The sequence below is a fragment of the Pedobacter agri PB92 genome (assembly GCF_000258495.1).
Lineage (GTDB): Bacteria > Bacteroidota > Bacteroidia > Sphingobacteriales > Sphingobacteriaceae > Pedobacter > Pedobacter agri.
Window position 1 is genome coordinate 1 of sequence record NZ_AJLG01000001.1, and the last position, 17,834, is coordinate 17,834.

The window sequence follows — 17,834 nt, forward strand, 5'->3', positions numbered from 1 at the left end:
CCGAATTGGAATGCAAAGATATAATTCGTTTCTTTGTACTGCAAATTTTTTTTAAAAAATATTTCAATGGCGCATAAAGCAGGTTTTGTTAGTATAATAGGTAAACCAAATGTAGGTAAATCCACCCTAATGAATGTGCTTGTAGGCGAGCGACTTAGCATTATCACACCAAAGGCGCAAACTACAAGGCATCGCATTTTAGGTATTGTAAATGAAGAAGAATATCAGATTGTTTTTTCTGATACACCAGGCATAATCAAACCTAAATATTCTTTGCAGGAGAGTATGATGAGCTTTGTAAACGGATCTTTAACTGATGCCGATGTACTTTTGTTCGTTACCGATATCAATGAAACGCATGATGAAGATGATGTGCTGGATAAGATTTTAGATAGAGACATTCCAACAATTGTACTCATCAACAAAATTGATAAAGCTTTACAAGAACAGGTTGATGAGAAGATTGCCTATTGGCAGGAAAAGCTTAATCCGGTTTCTATTTATGCTATTTCTGCTTTGCGTAAACATAATGTTGATGGAATAATGGCACATGTTTTAGATTTATTACCAGAGCATCCACCATATTATGATAAAGAAGATTTAACTGATCGCTCGGAACGTTTCTTCGTTTCTGAAATTATCCGTGAGAAAATTTTTCTGAATTACCAGAAAGAGATTCCTTACAGTACGGAGGTAATTGTTAAAAGTTTTAAAGAAGAGGCGCTTAAAAATGGTAAAGGTGCCATGGTTCGCATTATGGCAGAAATTGTGGTGGAGCGTGATTCTCAAAAAAACATTCTGATTGGAACAGGCGGAAGTATGCTCAAGAAAGTAGGTACAGAAGCACGTTTAGAAGTTGAGAAGTTTTTGGATACAAAAGTATTTTTAGAACTGTTTGTAAAAGTAATTCCAGATTGGAGAAGTAAAAAGAATTACCTGAAGAGCTTCGGATACGATAATTAATTTCGAAATTTAGGTATGAAGAAAATTTTAATAACGCTCTTATTGTTTTCCGGCTTTACTGCTTTAGCGCAGGAATCAAACAACGGTAAAAAGCTTTGGGCAAAGTCAGTTTTAAATGAACAGGCGCCAAAGCTTATTGTCGAACAATGGATTTCCGAACAACCGAATATGAAAGGTAAATTTGTTTTGGTCGATTTCTGGGCAACCTGGTGTGGACCATGCAGGGCATACATTCCAACACTAAATGAAATTCAGAAAAAATATGCCGATCAACTGGTAGTTATTGGGATGTCTGATGAAACAGCAGATAAGGTAAAAGCTTTTGCTAATCCAAAAATTGAATACTTTGAGGCAATTGATACTAAGGCACAGGTGAAAAATGCACTTGGTATAACCGGTATTCCGCATGCTATTCTAATCGATCCGAAAGGAATAGTGAGGTGGGAAGGTTTCCCGTTGCTTCAAAATAATCAGCTTACAGAAGATGTGATCAAAGGACTTCTAAGTAAGTATAAAAATTAATATTAATACAGGTTCCAAAAATTAACCATACCTTTGCAGCCCGAAATAAATCGGTTAGTAGTTGATAGTCAATGGCTGATAGCCAAATAGTTTAAGCAGCTTGCTGAACATCCAGACCGTTAACTATAAGCCATTAACTATCAATAATACACGAAATGAGTAATATTATCGCCATCGTAGGCAGGCCAAACGTAGGCAAGAGCACCCTTTTTAATAGATTAACCGAAAGTCGTAAGGCTATTGTAGATGATATGAGCGGCGTTACCCGCGACAGGCATTATGGCGTAGGTGAGTGGACCGACAGACAATTTAGTGTAATTGATACTGGAGGTTACGTGGCTAACTCGGAAGATGTTTATGAAGCTGCCATCCGTGAACAGGTAATGATTGCCATTGAAGAAGCCAGTGTTTTGGTTTTTATGGTTGATGTAACTACCGGCATTACTGATCTGGACGATGATATTGCACAGGTGCTACGCAGAAGTAACAAACCCGTTTTTGTTTGTGCTAATAAAGTAGATAATACCGCATTGTACAATGAAATTCATACTTTCTATGGTTTTGGTTTAGGTGAGGTTTATCCTTTATCATCCATGACTGGGTCGGGTACAGGCGAGTTATTGGATGAGATCGTTAAAAACTTTGAAGATATTCCGGAAGAGGAAAATCAATTGCCAAAAATTACCATCGCTGGTCGGCCAAATGTAGGTAAATCATCCTTGGTAAATGCTTTAATTGGTAAAGAACGTAACATTGTAACGGCAAATGCCGGTACCACCCGCGATTCGATTAAAATTCACTACAACCAGTTTGGACATGAATTTATGCTGATTGATACCGCTGGATTGCGTAAAAAAAACAAAGGTTAAAGAAAACCTGGAATTTTATTCCGTAATGCGTACCATCAAAGCTTTAGAAGAAGCAGATGTTGTAGTATTAATGATTGATGCTGTTGAAGGTATCGAAAGTCAGGATATCAATATTTTCCATCTTGCGGAGAAAAATAAAAAAGGTATTGTTATTTTAATTAACAAATGGGATTTGATTGAGAAAAATACTCAAACCATGAAAGCTTTCGAGGAGCAAATTCACGAACGCATTCGCCCGTTTACCGATGTGCCTATCATATTTACCTCGGTATTGAATAAACAACGTATTTTCAAAGCAATTGAGGCTGCTTTAGAAGTTTATAAAAATCGTGGAAAGAAAATTCCTACATCGAAATTAAATGATGTAATGTTGCCATTGATTGAGAAATTTCCACCACCAGCATTAAAAGGAAAGCACATTAAAATCAAATACATTACGCAAATTAACGGTACTTCGCCAATGTTTGCATTCTTCTGTAATTTACCACAGTATATAAAAGATCCGTACAAACGTTTCATTGAAAATAAGCTTAGAGAGAATTTTGATTTTTCAGGTTCGCCAATTCAAATCTTCTTCAGGCAGAAATAGCATTCGGCATTTCAATAATAATATTTATAAAACAGGGCTTGTATTTCATCAGAAGTACAGCCCTGTTTTCGTTTCAAGTCCCGATGAAAAATCTGGATATTTCCAGGTCAAGAGATTTGGTTAACTCAATATCTAATTCCATATCTTCGTTTTATGCAAATTGAAGTAAAAAACAGCCAGCCAAGTGATATAGATGCCATTTTTGATTTTTACGACATTGCTATTGCGCATCAAAAAAAGGTATTTAACAAACATTGGCAAGGCTTTAGCAGAGATTTGGTGCAAACCGAGATTGAGGAAGACCGTCAATATAAAATTTTAGTGGATGGAAAAAATGCATGTGTTTTGCCGTTACCTTTACCGATCAACTTATTTGGGGCGATCGCGATTTTGATTCCATTTACATCCACCGGATTGTAACGCATCCTGATTTCAGAGGTTATTCTTTCGTTAAAGAAATTATCAAATGGGCAAAGAAGTATGCGGCTGAACTTCAAATAAAATATATCCGGATGGATACCTGGGCAGATAATGAAAAGCTTTTAAAATATTACAACGGTTGTGGTTTCACTTACGTTGGAGTGGTTATCCTCCAAAAATCAGAAGGTTTGCCGAAACATTATGAAGGCATCAGTTTAAGTCTGTTTGAAATTATTGTGTAGGTTTAGAAAGTGATTTTCCAGCTGAGCATGTCATCTACTTCTCCAATATGAAGGAAATGGTTTTTCTCTAATATGGAATATGAAGCCACATTTTGCTTCTCTGTGGTCGCAAAAATTGATTTTACTTTAGGTTGCAATTTGGCCCATTCAACAATTCTGCCTACAGCTTCAGTCATAAAGCCTTTACCCCTAAACTCTTCGTAAGTTCCATATCCTATCTCAATTTCTCCTTCTGCATCAGGTTCGCCTACGAAACAAATATCTCCTACCATCCTGTTGTCTGGCTTAGAAACTATTGCCCAAAGGGTATGGTATAAATAATCCTTATCCCGATCAGAAACATTTGGTAAAATCGTTTGCGCTAATGCATCATGTAATGATGTGGATATATTTTTCTTTGTAGGTAAAAGATTTAATTCCTTTTCAAGCGAATGATCATCCTTAATATATTTTAGCAGTTGATTGTGTGTAAGAGGCTTTAAAATAAGGCGATCGGTTTCTAACATATGAGGGCACTAGTGGTAATCAATTTGTTTGATGTAGCTAAATTACGAGATAAAATTTCTCAGAAATGCATTTGGTAAGGCTATTGCAAATTCACCAAAGCTTGCTTCACCGCATTATCATTTTGATTTGCCGAACGGTAATAGCCCACATCGCCAAGGTAATAGCGGCAGAGCAACGCTTTTAAGTCGTTAAGAATGACTGATCTGGAATTGTATAACTGAAAACGATCAATCTGAACATTTTTACGTTGCAAATAGCCGATAAAATCTTTAAAGTCGTTGTCGCCAAGCGTAAAAGAATTGATGTTTTGTTCTACAAAGCCGGCATTATACTTATTGGTCAATACGTTAAAAACATAGTCTGAAAGGATTTTTTTGCTAACCAATGTGGCATAGAACCTGTTATATCCAGCGGTATCAAGCTTAACGAAAACATCCGGTTGGATTCCCCCGCTTGGCTTTTGCTTTCTATTGTTTTGAATGGCTACACCTTCAGCTTTTTCAATTGAATCCTGAAAAGATGTACGGTCGCCAGTTAATTCACCATCCATCATTCGCTCATCGAGCTCGTGTTTATAGGCATCATAACCCTTTTTGTAAGATTTTTGGATGCTTCGTCCTGATGGGGTGTAATATCGAGCAATCGTTAAGTTCAACGCAGAGCCATCACCAAAAGAAAATTGTTCCTGTACCAGTCCTTTGCCAAAAGAACGGCGACCAATGATAATTCCGCGGCCTAAATCCTGAATTGCCCCGGCGACAATCTCACTTGCAGAAGCCGTATTTTCGTTGATCAAAATAGCAAGCTTCCCGTTTTGAAATGAACCTGAGCCTGTAGAGAAGTAATCTGTTCGGGGTTCATGTTTACCTTGCGTGTATACAATCAGTTTGTTTTCAGGTAAAAACTGATCGGCCAGGCCTGTGGCTGCAGAAAAATATCCACCACCATTATCACGCAGGTCGAGAATCAGCTTTTTCATTCCCTTTGCTTTGAGGTTATTAGCAGCACTAGCGAAATCATTGTCAGTATTGGCGCCGAATTTACTGATCCTCACATATCCCGTTTCAGCATTAATCATATACGCCGCATCTATGCTGCTGATGTTTACTTTGCCTCTGGTCACCATCAAGCGGCTTTGCACCTGTGTGCCACTGTGCAATAGTGTAACACTAACGCCACTACCAGCTTTACCCCTAAATCGACCCGTGAGTTGTTCTTTAGGTAAATTTCTTCCGCTTACTGTTGCAGTATCAATCGTTAATATTTTGTCGCCCAATTTTATTCCTGCCTGGTAAGCCGGACCATCTTTAACAACGCCGGTCACCATCATGGTGTCGTTGAGCATGTAGTATTCAATCCCAACACCTTCAAAGTTTCCTTCGAGGTTATCGCTCATGTCTTGAGCATCTGTTGGAGGTAAATAAACACTATGTGGATCCAACTGATGAAGAACACTATCTATTGGAAGGTTTTGAAATGAATCTGTGTTAATGTCATCAACATAATTTTTGTTAATGATATGTAGAATTTCCTCCAGTTTTCCATCGCTGTTAACCGCTAATTGCGAACTTCGTTTTACGCCAAAGCCCTGATCTTTGATGAACTTTATACCCAAAATCATACCCACTATTAAAATCACAGAATAGCTTATTGCAATAAGTATGTTATTTCGGGTATTCTTTTTCATTAGCGTTATGCAAATTTATGAAATTTAGCGGTTTACTATATTTTTTAACTGCATTTTCCTGTCTTTTGTTTCTAATATTTAACATAAATTAACGGTGTAAATAGGCAACTAGAATTTTAGCAGACATATTTTTAAGTTTTTAGGATACTTTTTAAAAAGAATTTACCGAATTTTATCAAAATTAAATTTATGAACAGAGTTACCGAGCAGGAATCTAACTATAATAATATCGATCAAATGTCGGTATTGGAGGTTTTGCAGGGCATTAATAATGAAGATAAAACTGTTGCTTACGCAGTTGAAAAATCTTTGCCTCAAATAGAAAAACTAACTTCGGCCGTTGCCGAAAGAATGAAAAAGGGAGGTCGTTTGTTTTACATTGGCGCAGGTACCAGTGGCCGCTTAGGCGTGGTTGATGCATCTGAATGTCCACCAACGTATGGCGTGCCTTTTGATTGGGTAGTAGGTATTATTGCAGGTGGAGATACAGCGATTAGAAAAGCTGTGGAATTTGCAGAAGATGATGCTATTCAAGCCTGGAAAGACCTCGAAGAATTTAACATCAATGAAAAAGATTGTTTGGTTGGTTTAGCCGCTTCAGGAACCACACCATATGTAATTGGAGGTTTAAATACCGCACGTAAACATGGTGTTTTAACTGGTTGCATTGTTTGTAATACTGGTGGTCCAATTGCTGCGGAATCTGATTTTCCGGTTGAGGTGGTAGTAGGCCCTGAGTTCATTACCGGTTCTACACGTATGAAATCGGGAACGGCCCAGAAATTAGTTTTAAACATGCTGAGCACCACGGTAATGGTGCAATTAGGGCGTGTTGTCGGAAACAAAATGGTTGATATGCAGTTAACTAATAATAAACTGGTTGATCGTGGAACACAAATGGTAGCCGACGAATTAAACATTGGTTATGACGAAGCAGCCGATTTGCTTACTCAACACGGAAGTGTTCGTAAAGCTGTTGAGGCTAGACAGCATGGCGTTAAAAGCTAAAGGTTATACGTTTAAGTCTGGGTGCTGATAAAAACCTTCGCAATACTAAAGTTTGGATAAATACACATTTAACTTTTAACCTGCAACTTTAAACTTAAAATGCACGAAATCGAGCCTTATTACCAGTGGAGAGATGATTATGTTTCGGCAGAAGATGAGCGCTCACCTTTTTACAATACCGAATATTCAGAAATTTATTTCGATAAGCAGATCTACAATTTTTTGCTACATCCCCAATGGGATGAGTTTGGGTCGAATACGCTTTACATGAAAGTGTTATATGCAGATTACGATCGAAGTTATGCAATAATTGAGTTCATAGGGGAGTGGAATGATGCGATCAACAACGACATCATGTTGTTGAAACGTGATATCCTGGAGCTGATGATGGATGAGGGCATTAATAAATTCATTCTGATTGGAGAAAATGTATTGAATTTTCATGCTTCTGATGATAGCTACTATGAGGAATGGTTTCAGGAAGTTGAAGATGGCTGGATCGTGGGCGTTAACTTTCAGGAACATGTAATTGCTGAATTCAGGGATAATAATATTGATTACTATATCAATTTTGGTGGCGCATTTGATAATTTACCCTGGCGAACCTTAAAACCCTTACAGTTCTTTAAGAAAGTTGAAGAACTGCTGACAAAAAGATTGAACTAAATTGTTATTTTTAAAATCATTTAAATACACAAATTAAAAAATGGAACAACAAAATTATAATTATCAAACCAATAGTGTTTTCGTACAGGAAAGTTCTGTGTCGAAGAAATTTTTTGCGAACGTCTTTTTGTGGATGTTTGTGGCTTTAACATTATCTACCTTATCGGCCTTTTATATTTCAAATACTGAATCGGCACTTAGGGCATTAATCAACTTCGAAACTGGTCAAAGAACAGGTTTAGGTTATGTAGCCATGTTTGCGCCACTTGGTTTAGTATTGGTTATGGGCGCTGGTTTTTCAAGATTGTCTTATGCTGCATTGCTAGGTGTTTTTGCACTTTTTTCAGTTCTGCTTGGCGTAAGCTTAAGTTTTATCTTACTAATTTATACTGGTACGTCAATTATAACCTGTTTTGCTGCAGCAGCTGGTATTTTTGGTATTATGGCCGTAATGGGTTATACCACTAACATTGATTTAAGTAAATTCGGGCCAATTTTAATGGTAGGTGTTGCTGGATTATTCATAGCAAGTATTGCTAATATGTTTATTAAAAGTGAACAATTTAGTTTGGTAATGGCTTTCATAGGTATTGCTGTTTTCACGGCTTTAACCGCTTATGATGTTCAAAAAATCAAAAGAATTGGTCAAGGTTTAGAAGAAAGTGGCGAAGCAATTCCATCAGCTGATACCAAAAAGTTGGCGATCATGGCTGCTTTAAATCTTTATTTAGATTTTATTAATATCTTCCTTTTCCTACTACGTATCTTCGGAAGCAGAAAATAATCTGGTAAAAATCTGATCCATCAGATTACAATTTTTAATTCAATACAAAACAATATTCTTAAGGCCGTGCAGTTTTGCATGGCCTTTGTAATTTTATTTGGCTACGGGCTGATAATTTTTGGAATTGATGTTGCTTTGTTGCATTTTTGTATGCTTATTAAGAAAGACGGAGGGATTAGACCCAACGAAGTCTTAGCAACCTGTGCCAACAAGGTGCTACATTCTAATCTCAGCAGTGGCGAGAGCAGATAAGTTTTAGTGGTAATTTACACGCCAACTTTTAAGATAAGCCTTTTTAAGTATCAGGTATTAAGTATCAAATATCATGACATGGTTGTCTGATGTTTTTTGCCCATTACCTGCAGTTGGGTCGATGTTAAGAATCTTTATACTCGATACTAACTAATGCTACTATAAACAACAAATGGGTATAAGAGAAGAATTAGAAAAACGTATTTTAGTAATCGATGGTGCGATGGGTACCATGATTCAGCGTTATACTTTAACCGAAGAAGATTTTAGAGGGGAAAGATTTAAAAATCATCCTTGTGATGTAAAAGGCAATAATGACTTGCTTAACATTACACGGCCTGATATTATTAAAGCCATACATCTTGAATATTTAACGGCAGGTGCCGATATTATAGAAACCAACACCTTCAGTACACAAAGGATCTCGATGGCTGACTACCAGATGGAAGATCTTTCGTATGAAATGAGTTATGAAGGTGCCCGTGTGGCAAAAGAGGCTGCCAATGAATTTATGGCCGCTAATCCTGATCGTAAATGTTTCGTAGCAGGTGCAATTGGCCCAACCAACCGTACGCTCTCCATGTCTCCAAATGTAAACGATCCAGGTTTTAGGGCGGTTTATTTTGATGAATTGGAATCTGCCTATTATGAGCAAGTTCGCGGCTTGGTAGATGGTGGTTCGGATGTTCTTTTAATTGAAACTATTTTTGATACGCTAAATGCCAAGGTGGCCATTGTAGCGATAAAAAAATACGAAGAAGTTATTGGGCGTAAACTGGAAATCATGATTTCCGGAACCATTACCGATGCTTCTGGAAGAACTTTGTCCGGACAAACTGCTGAAGCTTTTTTAAACTCCGTGATGCATGCCAAACCTTTAAGTATTGGTTTTAACTGTGCTTTGGGAGCAAAAGAAATGCGTCCGCACATTGAAGAACTGGCAAATAAAGCTGGTTGTTATGTTTCAGCCTATCCAAATGCAGGTTTGCCAAATGAGTTTGGTGCTTATGATGAGCAACCGCATGAAACAGCACATTTGGTAGATGATTTTATTCAATCCGGTTTTGTAAATATTGTTGGCGGTTGTTGTGGAACCACACCCGATCATATCGGTTGTATTGCTAAAAATGCTAAAAAAGCATTCCCCAGAAAATTGCCTGTTATCGAACCTTTTATGCGTTTAAGTGGTTTAGAGCCAGTTACGATAAAACCAGATAGCATATTTGTAAATGTTGGAGAAAGAACGAATATCACAGGTTCTCCAAAGTTTTCTAAATTAATATTGGGCGGCGATTACGAAGCCGCTTTGGCCGTTGCTTTGCAACAGGTAGAAGGCGGGGCGCAGGTTATCGATGTGAATATGGATGAAGGTATGCTTGATTCAGAAGCAGCCATGACCAAATTCTTAAACCTTATTGCTTCCGAACCGGATATTGCCAAGTTGCCGATCATGGTCGATTCATCGAAATGGTCGGTTATTGAAAATGGTTTAAAATGTTTACAGGGCAAGGGAATCGTAAATTCAATTTCGCTTAAAGAAGGAGAAGAAAAATTCCGCGAAAGCGCCCGTAAAATTATGCAATATGGCGCTGCAGTTGTGGTTATGGCTTTTGATGAACAAGGCCAGGCCGATAATTACGAGCGAAGAAAAGAAATTTGCAAAAGAAGTTATGATATTCTGGTACACGAAATCGGTTTTCCTCCTGAGGATATCATTTTCGATCCAAATATTTTAACAGTTGCAACAGGTTTAGAAGAACATAATAATTATGCTGTAGATTTTATCAATGCCACAAGGTGGATTAAAGAGAATCTGCCATACGCAAAAGTAAGTGGTGGTGTTTCCAATATTTCATTCTCCTTTAGAGGAAACAACGTTGTTCGGGAAGCAATGCACTCCGCATTTCTTTATCATGCCATCCAGGCTGGTTTAGATATGGGAATTGTAAACGCCGGAATGCTCGAAGTTTACCAGGAAATTCCACCTGAGCTTTTAGAAAGGGTAGAAGATGTGTTGCTAAACCGAAGGGATGACGCTACAGAGCGATTGGTAGAATATGCTGATACGGTTAAATCAAAAGGAAAAGAGGTTGTTAAAGATGAAGAGTGGAGAAAGGGAACTGTTGAGGACAGACTATCGCATTCGCTGGTAAAAGGTATTGTTGAATACCTTGATGATGATGTTGAAGAAGCACGACAAAAATATGCCCGTCCGATTCAGGTGATTGAAGGTCCGTTGATGGATGGAATGAATATCGTGGGTGATTTGTTTGGTGCAGGAAAAATGTTCCTGCCTCAGGTAGTAAAATCAGCAAGGGTGATGAAAAAGGCCGTGGCTTATCTACTTCCTTTCATTGAACAGGAGAAATTAGACAATCCTGACCAGGATCAAAATTCTTCTGCAGGAAGAGTGCTGATGGCTACCGTAAAAGGCGATGTGCATGATATTGGAAAAAACATTGTCGGAGTAGTGTTGGCTTGTAACAACTTCGAAATTGTAGATATGGGCGTGATGGTTCCTGCACAGGAAATCATCAAAAAAGCCAAAGAAATCAATGCAGATATCATTGGTTTAAGTGGCTTAATTACACCTTCATTGGATGAAATGGTTCATTTTGCCAAAGAAATGGAGCGTGAAGGTTTTACCATTCCACTGATTATTGGGGGTGCAACAACCTCTCGTATTCACGCCGCGGTTAAGGTCGCACCAAATTACTCAGGGCCTGCGATTCATGTTTTAGATGCCTCTCGAAGTGTTACCGTTTGCAGTACGTTAATGAACCCGGAAACCAAAGATGATTACGTTGCAGGAATTAGAGCGGAATATGATAAAGCCCGTGAAGCGCATTTAAATAAACGTTCTGACAAACGTTTCAAAACCATTGAAGAAGCTCGTAATCACAAATTTAAAATAGATTTTAGATCAGATCTTCCAGTTCCTGAATTTACCGGAACAAGAGTATTTGATAATTATCCTTTAGAAGAATTGGTTCCTTATATTGACTGGACCCCATTTTTCCATACCTGGGAACTTCGTGGCAGTTATCCTAAAATATTTGATGATAAAAATGTTGGCGATGAAGCTAAAAAGTTGTTCGATGATGCACAGGCTTTATTGAAACGAATTTTGGATGAAAAACTGCTTACTGCCAGGGCTGTAATTGGCTTCTGGCCAGCGAATGCGGTTGGAGATGATATTGAGTTAGAAGTCAGAAGTCAGAAGTCAGGAGGCGGAAGTTTGAGCAGCAACTCAGTACTCGCGACTCCAGAATCCAAACTAGTAACTATCCACACCCTTCGTCAACAGGCTGAGAAAGTAGATGGACAGCCATATTACGCCTTATCTGATTTTATCGCTCCAAAAGAGAGCGGCATTCAGGATTATTTTGGCGGCTTCGCAGTAACTGCAGGCATCGGAATAGATGAATTGGTGGCTGAATTTGAGGCTAATCATGACGATTATAATAGTATCATGGCCAAAGCATTGGCCGATCGTTTGGCCGAGGCATTTGCAGAACGGATGCACGAGCGTGTTCGCAAAGAATATTGGGGATATGCTAAAGATGAAAATTTAAGCAATCAGGAGTTGATCAAAGAAGAGTATGCAGGTATCCGCCCGGCTCCCGGTTATCCAGCTTGTCCGGAACATACGGAGAAGGGAACTTTGTTTCAACTGCTCGATGCTGAAAATCAAATCGGTTTACATTTAACAGAAAGTTATGCCATGTATCCAACAGCTGCGGTTAGCGGATTCTATTTTGCACATCCAGAATCGAGGTATTTTGGCTTAGGGAAAATTACCAAAGATCAGATTGAAGATTATGCGGTTCGTAAAGGTATGTCTGTTGAAGAAGTGGAAAGATGGCTGAGCCCGAATTTGGCTTATTAAAGTTGTAGGTTATAAGTTTAAAGTTATAGGTTTGGGAGTATAATTAGCATAGGCCATTCATAACGCTTATATGGATAGAGATAAGAGAAATTATATTGATTTAGATGTTTGGAAAGGAGCAAGAGTACTCTCAAAGGAAGTATACTTAGCATCTTCGCAATTTCCTAGTGAAGAAAAATTTGGTTTAACAAGCCAAATAAGAAGAGCTGTTGTATCAATTCCATCAAATATTGCTGAAGGATGCGGTAGAAATTATCCAAAAGACAGCATCCAATTTTTTTACATTCCGAGAGGATCTATTTATGAGGTTGAAACACAATTATACCTTGCTTTTGATTTAGATTTTATTTCTGAAACCTACTTGAGCGTACTATTAGAGAAACTTGAAACAACAAGGAAATTGCTTAATGGATTTATAAAATATTATCAAACGCTGGTTAAATAGGCATTCAGGCCTTTAACTTTTAACTCACAACATTTAACTCAAATGAAGATTACAGATCATATAAAAAACGCAAATGGTAAAGCGCTATTCTCTTTTGAACTATTGCCGCCGATTAAAGGGCAAAGTATTCAGTGGATTTACGATGCCATTGATCCGTTATTAGAATTTAATCCGCCATTTATCGATGTCACTTCGCTAAGAGAAGATTACATTTATAAAGAGCAGGAAAATGGTTTGCTGCAAAAAGTTTCTTACCGCAAGCGTCCGGGAACCATTGCCATTTGTGCAGCAATCATTCATAAATATAAAATCGATGCCGTTCCGCATTTAATTTGTGGTGGTTTCACCAAAGAAGAAACTGAAAATGCACTAATCGATTTACAGTTTCTGGGAATCGATAATGTTTTGGCGCTGCGTGGCGATGCCAGAGCTGCAGATACGGCCTTTATTCCAACTAAAGGCGGACATTGTTATGCTACTGATTTAATTGAGCACATTAAAAACCATAATGAGGGAAAGTTTCTTCATGAAGATATCGAAACATTTAAAAGTGATTTCTGTATCGGCGTGGCAGGTTATCCGGAGAAGCACTTTGAGGCACCTAATTTGAATGCCGATTTCAAATATTTGAAAAAAAAGGTGGACATGGGTGCTGAATTTATTGTAACCCAGATGTTTTTCGATAATCAGAAGTATTTCGACTTTGTTAAAAAGTGCCGTGAGAACGACATTAATGTGCCTATTATTCCAGGATTAAAACCAATTAGTACACTTACACAATTAAATGTTTTGCCTAAAATATTTCATATTGATTTGCCAGATGAATTAACTGATGCATTAGCTCATGCAAAAAGTAACGCTGAAGCAAAGGAAATAGGAACCGAGGCCATGATTAAACAGTGTAAAGAATTAATAGATTTTGGTGCTCCAGTTTTGCATTTCTACACTATGGGCAGGCCAGAACAAACACGTCAAATTGCCAGAGCGATATTTTAATCTTAAAACATGAAAATTTTTAAACCTGTTTGTGTATGAAACAAATGGGTTTTTTCATTTTGTTACAGAACATTAACACTCAATGTTTGTTATTTAAATCGTACAACTTATATTTGTAACAATGAAGTTTATTGGTTTTAAATATGTCTTAATTCTTTGCCTGGCAATCGCTTTATTTTTGAAGCTAGGCAGCGTTTTATCGTATTTAAGTTATGCTTCTGTTGATATCGAAAACGTATCATCAAATGATGATGCTACAGAAAAAGAAGAAAAGAAAGTTGAAACAGAGTATTTTGCTCAGGATTTTCTGATGATTGATAATGCTGTTTCGGTATTCGAAATGCCTGCTAAAGTGGTTATTCCCAATCACTTTAATAAATTAAGCTATTTTCCTGAGGTTTTAACACCTCCTCCTTCCGTTTAGAAATTACTTTCTAAAATCATCCCTAATTATTGGGTAATCCATTTTTAATCTAAATATATAATCATATGAAACGAGCAATTTCATTCGGTTTTGCAGTATTTTTAATAGCTGCATCCTTAAAAATCAGTGCACAAGAAGTGGCACAAAAAAACGTGAAACCTGTAAATAATTCTTTGGAGATGGTTTCTAAATTACAACCCGTAAGCTTTAATTATGATAAGGCATGGGCAGAAAAACTCAAACTACCTTCCACCTCACAATATGGATTTGTGGGTGCTGATGCAAAAGCAGCAGTTCCATCTGTTGTAGCGGTACAGGCAAAACAATATCCGGCAGGTAAAAACGCTTATAATTCGGCAACGCTTACCAAAGTTGATTATGAAAGTTTAATCCCTTTGTTGGTGGGGAGTATTAAAGAACAACAACAGCAGATTGAGGAGTTGAAAAGTGAACTGAGATCATTAAAATCTCAAGCTTCAAAATAATTAGGTTTAGTTTTATAGTTGAAAGGTTGGAGTTTAATAATTCCAGCCTTTTTTTATTTAGCCAAACCTAAAAAAGATGAAAATTCAAAATAATTTTAGGCTGACAGATATAAATCCAGTATGTTTATCACTCAATTTTAATTTATGTTCAATAAACATTTACTTCTATTGCTGACTTTATTAGTTGGTTTTTTTTGCACAAAAGCTCAGGTTTCAGTTCCACAAATTCCAACTCCAGAACGAGAATTTAGGGCAGCATGGGTGGCTTCGGTTGCAAATATAAACTGGCCTAGCAAGCCTGGTTTATCTACGCAGCAACAACAAGATGAAGCTATTGCTTTATTGGATCTATTGAAGAAAAATAATTTCAATGCGGTTATCTTTCAGGTTCGGCCACAGGCTGATGCCTTATATAAAAGTAATATAGAACCTTGGTCTTATTTTCTGACAGGCGTTCAAGGTCAGGCGCCAAAACCATATTACGACCCGTTGGAATTTTGGATAGATGCAGCACATGAACGTGGATTGGAATTGCATGTTTGGTTGAATCCGTATCGGGCTCACCATATTTCTGGTGGGCAACCTTCAGAATCATCGATTATTAAAAAACATCCAGAGCTGGTTTATAAACTGAAGCAAGGTTATTGGTGGCTTGATCCATCAAAAAAAGGCACTCAGGATTTATCTGCGAATGTGGTGAAAGATATTGTGAAACGATACGATATAGATGGCGTACACTTCGACGATTACTTTTATCCGTATGCGGAATATAATGGTGGAGCAGATTTTCCGGATTCAGCAAGCTACGCTCAATACCAGCAAGAGGGAGGCAAGCTGGCTGTTGGAGATTGGAGGAGAGCGCAGGTAAATATCTTCATCCAAAGGGTTTATAAAATTATTAAAGACGAAAAAAAACATGTCAAATTTGGTATTAGTCCATTTGGTATCTGGAGGCCAGGATTTCCAGAATCTATCAAAGGTTTTGATCAATATGACAAGTTATATGCTGATGCTAAGCTCTGGTTAAATGAAGGCTGGATAGATTACTTTATGCCTCAGTTATACTGGCAGGTAAATAATATTCCTCAAAGTTTCCCGGTGTTGTTGGGCTGGTGGCAATCAGAAAACACCAAACAGCGCCATCTTTGGCCCGGAATGAACAGTGGCATTGGCGGAGGAGACAAAAATAGCGACGAAATTATCAACCAGATTATGATTACAAGAGGCATTTTACCAAAATCACCTGGTGCTGCCCATTGGAGTATTGCCGCGTTGGTAACACATGAAAGTTTGCGTAGAGACTTATTGAAAGGCCCTTACAAAAACGAAGCATTGGTGCCTGCTTCTCCTTGGTTAGATGATGATAAGCCCTTGTCGCCGAAAGTGGAAACCGAAAATAGAGAGGCTGACTTATACATCAAATGGAAGCCTGCTAATAAGAAAGATGACTTCAAATATATTGTTTACACCAATTATGGTGGCAAATGGAGTTACACGATTTTAAATTATAAAAGCAGGTTTCTACAAATTCCAAAGGTTTTATTTGCCGATGCTGCTAAATTAATCAAACAGGAGTTACAAAGTATAGCTGTTACAGCAATTGACAGGACTGGCAATGAGAGTGAAATTAAAATTGAGCAAGTTTTATAAAGGATTAAAAGCCAGATGCTAGTCAGGATTTGTCATCCCGACTAGCATCTGGCTTTGTTGGCCGAGATCTGCAATCTCGACTAATTTCCTTGAATTTTCAGAGCTAAGCTTTGTTCAATAGGTAATTTTTAAATCCTTCAAAATCGATACCCAATTGATCAGCATGTTGTGGCTTGCTCTCTAACGCGGTAACCTGCTCTGGAATTTCGATTTTGGCGGCAATATCCACCGGAAAAATATCTGGGAATTTGCAAGCATGAGCCGTTGATAAAAACACCGCGGCACTTTCATCTTCAGGGTTTTCTTGCCTGAATTTTTCAATGGCTAAATAAGCAATGGCGGTATGCGGACAGGCAACGTAATCAAATTGCTCATCGATTTCTTTGATGCCGGCTAGTGTTTCTTCGTCGTTGAAGCGATAAGATGTAACCACTTTTTTTAACGATTCAACATCTTCATCAAACAAATCCATAATGCGAATCCAGTTGCTGGGTGCGCCAACATCCATTGCATTTGAATAGGTTTGGGTTGATGGTTTGGTTTCATAAACACCGGTTTCCAGAAAACGAGGAACGGTATCATTAATGTTGGTGGCAGCAATAAATTGTTTCACTGGTAAGCCAAGTTTGTAAGCCAATAAACCTGCGCCAATGTTTCCAAAATTTCCACTTGGAACGGAAAAAATCACATCATTCAAACCCTGTCTTTTTAGTTGTGCATAGGTGTTGAAATAATAAAAAGTCTGCGGAATTAACCTTGAAATATTAATTGAGTTTGCAGAAGTTAAACGGAAGTTCGCGTTCAGTTCATCATCTGCAAAAGCTTGTTTCACTAATGCCTGGCAATCATCAAATGTTCCTTTAACTTCAATCGCCCTAATGTTTTGTCCGTTTGTAGTCAATTGCAACTCCTGTATCGGACTTACTTTTCCCTCTGGATAAAGAATAGTTACTCTTGTGTTTGGCACCCCTAAGAAACCCAAAGCAACTGCGCCACCGGTATCGCCAGATGTGGCCACCAATACGTCCAGTAGCTGCTCACCATCTTTAAGGAAATAAGACATTACACGACTCATAAAACGAGCACCAAAATCCTTAAAAGCTAAAGACGGTCCGTGGAACAGTTCAAGCACAAAAGTTTTATCATCAAGCTTTACGGCTGGCGCCTCAAAATTAATCGCATCATCAATTAATGCCTTTAAATCATCCGCTGGAATTTCATCCTTCAACAAAGTTGAGGCAACCTTATAGGCAATTTCTGGTAGAGAAAAGTTTTCAATGTTCTTAATAAAATCTGCATCAAGGTGAGGAATTTCTACAGGCATATACAAGCCTTTATCCTGGGGCATACTGTTAAAAACGGCTTCTTTAAAAGAAACACGTAAATTTTTATTATTAGTTGAATATAGTTTCATTGCTGGTTCAAGGTTTAGAACT

The 17,834-nt window shown here is 37.9% G+C and carries 15 protein-coding genes, 1 pseudogene and 1 riboswitch; of the genes and pseudogenes, 13 read left to right on the forward strand and 3 right to left on the reverse strand.

Going from position 1 to position 17,834, the window contains the following annotated elements:
• The first annotated feature begins 66 nt into the window (after positions 1-66).
• From era to ON09_RS25510, 4 genes and pseudogenes are all read left to right on the forward strand, one after another.
• Positions 67-963: a GTPase Era gene (era, locus tag ON09_RS00005; RefSeq protein ID WP_010599011.1), complete on the forward strand. Its 897-nt coding sequence runs from the start codon at positions 67-69 to the stop codon at positions 961-963.
• A gap of 15 nt (positions 964-978) precedes the next feature.
• Complete coding sequence (locus ON09_RS00010) at positions 979-1,485, forward strand: TlpA family protein disulfide reductase (RefSeq protein WP_010599012.1); 507 nt, start codon at positions 979-981, stop codon at positions 1,483-1,485.
• Between the two features lie 155 nt (positions 1,486-1,640).
• Positions 1,641-2,943 (forward strand): annotated as a pseudogene (gene der / locus ON09_RS00015) (ribosome biogenesis GTPase Der).
• Between the two features lie 338 nt (positions 2,944-3,281).
• Complete coding sequence (locus ON09_RS25510; RefSeq protein WP_202947090.1) at positions 3,282-3,605, forward strand: GNAT family N-acetyltransferase; 324 nt, start codon at positions 3,282-3,284, stop codon at positions 3,603-3,605.
• Positions 3,606-3,607: 2 nt separating this feature from the next.
• On the opposite strand, the gene ON09_RS00025 is transcribed toward ON09_RS25510, so the two are convergent.
• Together ON09_RS00025 and ON09_RS00030 are read right to left on the reverse strand one after the other, a co-directional pair.
• Positions 3,608-4,111, reverse strand: a complete 504-nt coding sequence (locus ON09_RS00025; protein WP_010599013.1) for a GNAT family N-acetyltransferase — start codon at positions 4,109-4,111, stop codon at positions 3,608-3,610.
• Positions 4,112-4,191: 80 nt separating this feature from the next.
• Positions 4,192-5,799, reverse strand: coding sequence for a S41 family peptidase (locus tag ON09_RS00030; protein ID WP_010599014.1), 1,608 nt, complete (start codon positions 5,797-5,799; stop codon positions 4,192-4,194).
• A 189-nt stretch (positions 5,800-5,988) separates the two neighbouring features.
• Here ON09_RS00030 and murQ point away from each other — a divergent pair, with 189 nt between their 5' ends.
• From murQ to ON09_RS00075, 9 genes are all read left to right on the forward strand, one after another.
• Positions 5,989-6,807 (forward strand): N-acetylmuramic acid 6-phosphate etherase, encoded by an 819-nt coding sequence (gene murQ / locus ON09_RS00035; RefSeq protein ID WP_010599015.1) that lies wholly within the window; start codon positions 5,989-5,991, stop codon positions 6,805-6,807.
• A 99-nt stretch (positions 6,808-6,906) separates the two neighbouring features.
• Positions 6,907-7,473, forward strand: coding sequence for a hypothetical protein (locus ON09_RS00040; protein ID WP_010599016.1), 567 nt, complete (start codon positions 6,907-6,909; stop codon positions 7,471-7,473).
• Between the two features lie 40 nt (positions 7,474-7,513).
• Positions 7,514-8,257 (forward strand): Bax inhibitor-1/YccA family protein, encoded by a 744-nt coding sequence (locus ON09_RS00045; protein ID WP_010599017.1) that lies wholly within the window; start codon positions 7,514-7,516, stop codon positions 8,255-8,257.
• Positions 8,258-8,408: 151 nt separating this feature from the next.
• A riboswitch (SAM riboswitch) is annotated at positions 8,409-8,512 on the forward strand.
• Positions 8,513-8,681: 169 nt separating this feature from the next.
• Complete coding sequence (metH, locus tag ON09_RS00050) at positions 8,682-12,398, forward strand: methionine synthase (RefSeq protein ID WP_010599018.1); 3,717 nt, start codon at positions 8,682-8,684, stop codon at positions 12,396-12,398.
• Positions 12,399-12,468: 70 nt separating this feature from the next.
• Positions 12,469-12,843, forward strand: a complete 375-nt coding sequence (locus ON09_RS00055; RefSeq protein WP_010599019.1) for a four helix bundle protein — start codon at positions 12,469-12,471, stop codon at positions 12,841-12,843.
• Positions 12,844-12,885: 42 nt separating this feature from the next.
• Positions 12,886-13,839, forward strand: a complete 954-nt coding sequence (locus ON09_RS00060; RefSeq protein ID WP_010599020.1) for a methylenetetrahydrofolate reductase — start codon at positions 12,886-12,888, stop codon at positions 13,837-13,839.
• Positions 13,840-13,960: 121 nt separating this feature from the next.
• Positions 13,961-14,263 (forward strand): hypothetical protein, encoded by a 303-nt coding sequence (locus tag ON09_RS00065; RefSeq protein ID WP_010599021.1) that lies wholly within the window; start codon positions 13,961-13,963, stop codon positions 14,261-14,263.
• A gap of 65 nt (positions 14,264-14,328) precedes the next feature.
• On the forward strand, positions 14,329-14,748 hold the full coding sequence (locus ON09_RS00070; RefSeq protein ID WP_010599022.1) for a tail fiber domain-containing protein: 420 nt from the start codon (positions 14,329-14,331) through the stop codon (positions 14,746-14,748).
• A gap of 144 nt (positions 14,749-14,892) precedes the next feature.
• A complete protein-coding gene (locus ON09_RS00075) occupies positions 14,893-16,398 on the forward strand; it encodes a glycoside hydrolase family 10 protein (RefSeq protein WP_010599023.1) in 1,506 nt (501 codons plus the stop codon).
• 103 nt (positions 16,399-16,501) lie between these two features.
• On the opposite strand, the gene thrC is transcribed toward ON09_RS00075, so the two are convergent.
• Complete coding sequence (gene thrC / locus ON09_RS00080) at positions 16,502-17,812, reverse strand: threonine synthase (protein WP_010599024.1); 1,311 nt, start codon at positions 17,810-17,812, stop codon at positions 16,502-16,504.
• Positions 17,813-17,834 lie beyond the last annotated feature (22 nt).